The 4,651-nt window shown below is 67.6% G+C and carries 8 protein-coding genes; 5 read left to right on the top strand and 3 right to left on the bottom strand.

What is annotated here, in order from left to right:
* A partial coding sequence (locus EOA27_RS23255) for a glutathione S-transferase C-terminal domain-containing protein (RefSeq protein ID WP_189562089.1) occupies positions 1 to 236 on the top strand: 236 nt, incomplete at its 5' end.
* Positions 237 to 306: 70 nt separating this feature from the next.
* Here the strand turns inward: EOA27_RS23255 and EOA27_RS23250 are convergent.
* The 3 genes from EOA27_RS23250 to EOA27_RS42260 all read right to left on the bottom strand — a co-directional run bounded on the left by EOA27_RS23250 (position 307) and on the right by EOA27_RS42260 (position 2,361).
* Positions 307 to 1,308 carry an aldo/keto reductase gene (locus tag EOA27_RS23250; RefSeq protein WP_126083328.1) on the bottom strand — a complete coding sequence of 334 codons (1,002 nt, stop codon included), beginning with the start codon at positions 1,306 to 1,308 and terminating at the stop codon, positions 307 to 309.
* A 317-nt stretch (positions 1,309 to 1,625) separates the two neighbouring features.
* Positions 1,626 to 2,048: a BA14K family protein gene (locus tag EOA27_RS23245; RefSeq protein ID WP_127257304.1), complete on the bottom strand. Its 423-nt coding sequence runs from the start codon at positions 2,046 to 2,048 to the stop codon at positions 1,626 to 1,628.
* A gap of 43 nt (positions 2,049 to 2,091) precedes the next feature.
* A complete protein-coding gene (locus EOA27_RS42260) occupies positions 2,092 to 2,361 on the bottom strand; it encodes an EF-hand domain-containing protein (protein WP_245467114.1) in 270 nt (89 codons plus the stop codon).
* A 354-nt stretch (positions 2,362 to 2,715) separates the two neighbouring features.
* Here EOA27_RS42260 and EOA27_RS23235 point away from each other — a divergent pair, with 354 nt between their 5' ends.
* The 4 genes from EOA27_RS23235 to EOA27_RS23220 all read left to right on the top strand — a co-directional run.
* Positions 2,716 to 3,150, top strand: coding sequence for an EF-hand domain-containing protein (locus EOA27_RS23235; protein WP_126083326.1), 435 nt, complete (start codon positions 2,716 to 2,718; stop codon positions 3,148 to 3,150).
* A gap of 28 nt (positions 3,151 to 3,178) precedes the next feature.
* The gene (locus EOA27_RS23230) at positions 3,179 to 3,562 is read left to right on the top strand and encodes a hypothetical protein (protein ID WP_126083325.1); all 384 of its coding nucleotides are present in this window, start codon (positions 3,179 to 3,181) and stop codon (positions 3,560 to 3,562) included.
* A gap of 91 nt (positions 3,563 to 3,653) precedes the next feature.
* On the top strand, positions 3,654 to 4,250 hold the full coding sequence (locus EOA27_RS23225; RefSeq protein WP_126083324.1) for a sigma-70 family RNA polymerase sigma factor: 597 nt from the start codon (positions 3,654 to 3,656) through the stop codon (positions 4,248 to 4,250).
* Positions 4,247 to 4,651 (top strand): hypothetical protein (locus EOA27_RS23220; protein ID WP_127257302.1); only part of this gene is annotated, 405 nt, incomplete at its 3' end. The genes EOA27_RS23225 and EOA27_RS23220, both read left to right, overlap by 4 nt.

Here is a 4,651-nt window from a genome sequence, read left to right as displayed (position 1 = left end):
GTGTACGAGCGCTTGGCGCGCTGGACCGCAGCCTGGCCGACACGCCTTTCCTGGTCGGCGATACGCTCACCATCGCCGACATCGCCGTCTATGCCTACAGCCACCGCGCTGAGGATTGCGGTTTCTCCCTCGCCGATTATCCGGCGGTAGAAGGCTGGGTGGAAAGAGTGGGCGAGGCGATCGGCCCTGGCTATCCGGTGCATCCCTACAGCATCGATCCGCATTCGGGCGGGTGAGGGCTGATTGCCAGCTGTCGGCGCCGAGTTCCTTCGCGCCGACGTTCAATAGTCCTCAGGACTTCGAGCCCTACCGGTCCACCAGCGACATCGTGCGCTCGTTATACCTTGGCCCGGATACCTTGTCGGGCGTCAGCGCCATGTCGAGCCCCAGTATCTCGGTCGCGTCGAGCGTGATGTCCGCCGCCGCGACATTTTCCTCCAGATAGGTCCGCCGCTTGGTGCCAGGGATCGGCACGATGTCGATGCCGAAGTCCGGCCCCTTGGCGAGCAGCCAGGCGATCGCGATCTGGCCGGGCTTCACGCTTTTTGCCGCTGCAATGTCGCGCACCGCGGCGGCGGCCGCGACATTCAAGTCGAAATTCTCGCCCTGGTAGCGCGGGTCGCCGCGGCGGAAATCGCCCTGCGGATAGTCCTCCGCGCGCTTGACGTCGCCGGCCAGGAAGCCGCGGCCGAGCGGCGCGAAGGGCACCAGGCCGATGCCCAGCTCCTTCAGCGCCGGGATGATCTCGGGCTCGAGGTTGCGCTCCCACAGCGAGTATTCGCTCTGCAGCGCCGAGACCGGATGCACGGCATGCGCGCGGCGGATGTTGGCAATGCCCGCTTCCGACAGGCCGAAGAAGCGCACCTTGCCCTCGGCCACCAACTCGCCGACCGCGCCCGCGACATCCTCCATCGGCACCGCGGGGTCGACGCGGTGCTGGTAAAGCAGATCGATGCGATCGGTGGCGAGCCGCTTGAGCGAAGCCTCCACTACCTCCCGTATATGGTCGGGCCGGCTGTCGGTGCCGGCCTGCTTGCCATCGACGATGCGGAAGCCGAACTTGGTCGCGATCGTCACCTGGTCGCGCCGGCCTTGCAGCGCGCGCCCAAGCAGTTCCTCGTTGAGGAACGGCCCGTAGACCTCGGCCGTGTCGAGAAAGGTGCAGCCGAGCTCGATCGCCCGGTGGATCGTCGCGATCGACTCCGCTTCGTCGGCCGGCCCGTAGGACTGGCTCATGCCCATGCAGCCGAGGCCGATGGCCGAGACTTCGAGCCCCTGGCTTCCGAGTTTGTGTTTGCCGAGGCTCATATGTTCTTGTCTCCCGCGAAAAATCGCCGCTCGCGAAAGTATAGGGCGGGGACAGAACACGTCCAGCGGCGAGCCGGCAGCGCTTGATCCAGGTCAAGGAAACCGCAGGACGGCGCCGTATAGTCGGTCCGTCTTGGGAAGGACACAAGGCGGGCGGGTGGTTCCAGCCGACTCCACTCCCTCGGGGACCCGACGGAACCACCCACACCGACGTTTGGTAATATCGGACAAAGGCTGTAGCGCGTCGCCCGAACTCGTTTTCGGCGCGACGCGCTTTTTTATGCACCCAGAGTCCACGCCGCGCCGGTACGCCCGGCTCAACTATAAGGCGACAGGCACTGCTGGCGAGGGCCGCCATAGGGCTGGTAGCTGTTGTCCCAGGCGCGGTAGGAGCGGTAGCGGTCATAGCACCAGCGCACATGGGCGGCCGCCAGGCGCGCCGCTGGGGGCGGGGGTGGCGCGACCGTGGCGGCCGCCACGCCGGCCGCGAAGGCGGCGGCCGGGAACCAGTAGCCATTGTAGTAGCGGTAGCCGGGGCGCACGCGCCAATAGCCACGGTAGCCGTTGTAGTAATAGACGCCGCCAACGACGTAGAAGCCGCGCCGGTACCAGACCGGCGTCGCCTGGCTGGTCACGGATGCCTGGCCGGGGGCGGGCACGATTGGAACGGCCTCGGCCGGCGAGGCCAGCATCGATGCGCCGAGCACCAGGCCGCAAAAGGCCGTCGCTATCCATTTCATCGTCTCTCTCCTTTGTTGTGTGTCACTGGGGATCACGGGGGGATCACGGGCGCTTCAGCGCCCGCAGTTCGGAAATCGAAAGCGCGCCGTCGCCATCGGTGTCCGCCTGCAGCAGCCGGTCGGGAATGGCGGCCGTGAATTCGTCGCGCGAGATCTTGCCGTCGCCGTTGCGGTCCATGCGGCTCGCCTCGGCCTGCAGCCCCGCGAAACGCGCGGCCTGGATGTCGCGCTTCGCCTTGACCTGCGCTACGGCCGCGCGCACCTCGTCGGGGTCGAGCACGCCATTGTGGTTGGCGTCCAGCCGGTCGAACATCCGCGCCCGCGCTGCCTGGATCTCGCTGAATTCGAGCTTTCTGTCGCCATTGGTGTCGATGCGCCGGAACGCTTCCCGGGCCCCTGGAGCAGCCCGGCGAGGGCTGTCACAATCTTGGTCATCTGGGTCTCCGCTGTAATCGACGGCCCGCCGCGGACCGTCCTTGCAGCGCCTCCTACGCGCGAGTTCGAAGGCTCCTACGCGCTGCCCGCGAATTTTTCGGAAGGTTCGATGCACGGGGCGCCGCGCCATGGCGGCCGGCGAAAAAATCCGCCTGCCGAGCGTAGGAGCACGAACCGGGCTGCGTATTGGCCGACAGTCGCCCCCGCGACGTGACAGTCGAAAGGACCAACCATGAAACACTCAGCAATCCTTGCGGGTCTGCTTCTCGGGCTCGCTCCGGTCTGCGCCACCGCGGCGCAGGACATGCCCGGCCAGCGCATCCTGCAGCGCCTCGACACCAATAGCGACGGCGCGATCTCGAAGGACGAGATGCTCGCCGCCCGCGAACGCCTCTTCAAAAGGCTCGACCGCAATGGCGACGGCGTCATCGACGGGAACGAGATCGAGACCGCCCGCCAGGCCATCGATGACCGCGCCCTGGCAGCCGAGGCCCGCCTCGGCAATCGCTGGCGGCGCATGGACAGGAATGGCGACGGCAAGGTCACCGAGGACGAGTTCCAGGCCAGCACGCCGCTCTTCGATCTCGCCGACCGCAATGGCGACGGCAGGCTCTCCGCCGACGAGATCGCGGCGATCCGCAAGATCGTGGCTGCTCATGCCAATTGACCAACCTGCCTTCCAGAAAGGAAATGACATGCTTTCAAGACTCAAACTTCCGCTGCTTTGCCTTGGCGCGATGGTCGTCTGGTCGGCCGCTTACCCGGCCTCGGCCGAGGAATGGACGCGCAAGACCGCGCATGGCGGCGAACTGAGCCGCAGCGTCGACCGGGACGGCAATATCTACACCGGCTCGACCACGCGCACCGGACCGAATGGCGGCACCTACACGTCGAACTCGACCTGCAAGGCCGGCGTTGTTGACCGCTGCTCCAGGAGCTATTCTGCCACCGGGCCGAACGGCAAGACCGTTTCAGGTCAGCGCTACAGCGCGGCCGGACCGTTTCGCGGCCGTTCTGTCGGCAGCTTCACGGGCCCGAACGGCAACACGGTTCACGGCTTCCGCCGTTGGCGCCGCTGACATCTGGTGGTGGACTTGACGTCGGAATTCGTTTTTCTCCCGAGCCGGATCGTCGCGGATTTCTGCCTCGCCCCCGGAGGCTCCTCGACCGGTGCCCGCCGCCGTGCGGGATGAAGCTGCCGGTGGCGACGAGGAGCTTCTGGCCCGCATCGCCGCGGGCAGCCAGGCGGCTTTGTCCGCGCTCATGGCCCGTCACGGCCGTGGGCTGCGGACATTCGCCACGCGCTATCTCGGTCATGCGGCCGATGCCGAGGACGTGGTGCAGGAGGTGTTCGTGACCGTCTGGAAACAGGCCGCACGCTTCGATCCCGGCAGGGCGCGCGCCTCGACATGGCTCTACCGGATCACGGCCAACCGCTGCATCGACCAGCGCCGGCGCCGAGCGCTGCGCAACTTCTTCGGCCTGGACGACATCGCAGAGGAGCCGGCCGCGCCTGAAGCGAATGCCGAGACCGCGACGGCGGCAAGGCAGGAGCTGGCGATCGTGCGCGATGGCCTGTCGCGCCTGCCGGAGCGCCAGCGCATGGCGCTGCTTCTTAGGGCGGTGGGCGAGCTTGACATCGGTGCGATCGCCGAGGTGATGGGCGCCAGCGCCGGCTCGGTCGAACAGTTGCTCGTGCGCGGGCGCCGCGCGCTTAGGGATCATTTGGCAGATGCGGCCGCGGGCCGCGAAAGGAAGTCCTCATGACACGCGAGGAATTCGAGAACAACCGTCGCCGCTTCGGCGACGACGTCAATGCCTGGCCGGCGGCCTTGAGAGGGCCGGCCCTGGCGTTCCTGGCGCTTGACGGCGATGCCGGCGCCGACGCGGCGCTCGACAGCCTCGTGCGGCAGGCCGCGCTGGTCGAGGGCGATGACCGCGCCTTGGCGCGCAAGGTGCTGGCGCGCATCGATCGCGGCGCGGCACGTCCTTCGCTGCTGCCGCGCTTCCTCGTCGCGCCGGCCGGCATCGCCGCTTGCGCCGCGGCCTTGCTTGTCACCGCGACAATCGCCGGTTACCAGGTGGCGCGTCTTCAGGACCAGTCGCAGGATTCCGAGCTCTTGGCGCTCGCCGCGGGCGCAAGACTGCCCGACGACGGTGGACCGCCT

This window comes from Mesorhizobium sp. M2A.F.Ca.ET.037.01.1.1, assembly GCF_003998075.1.
GTDB lineage: Bacteria > Pseudomonadota > Alphaproteobacteria > Rhizobiales > Rhizobiaceae > Mesorhizobium.
This window is presented reverse-complemented; position numbering and strand designations above follow the sequence as displayed.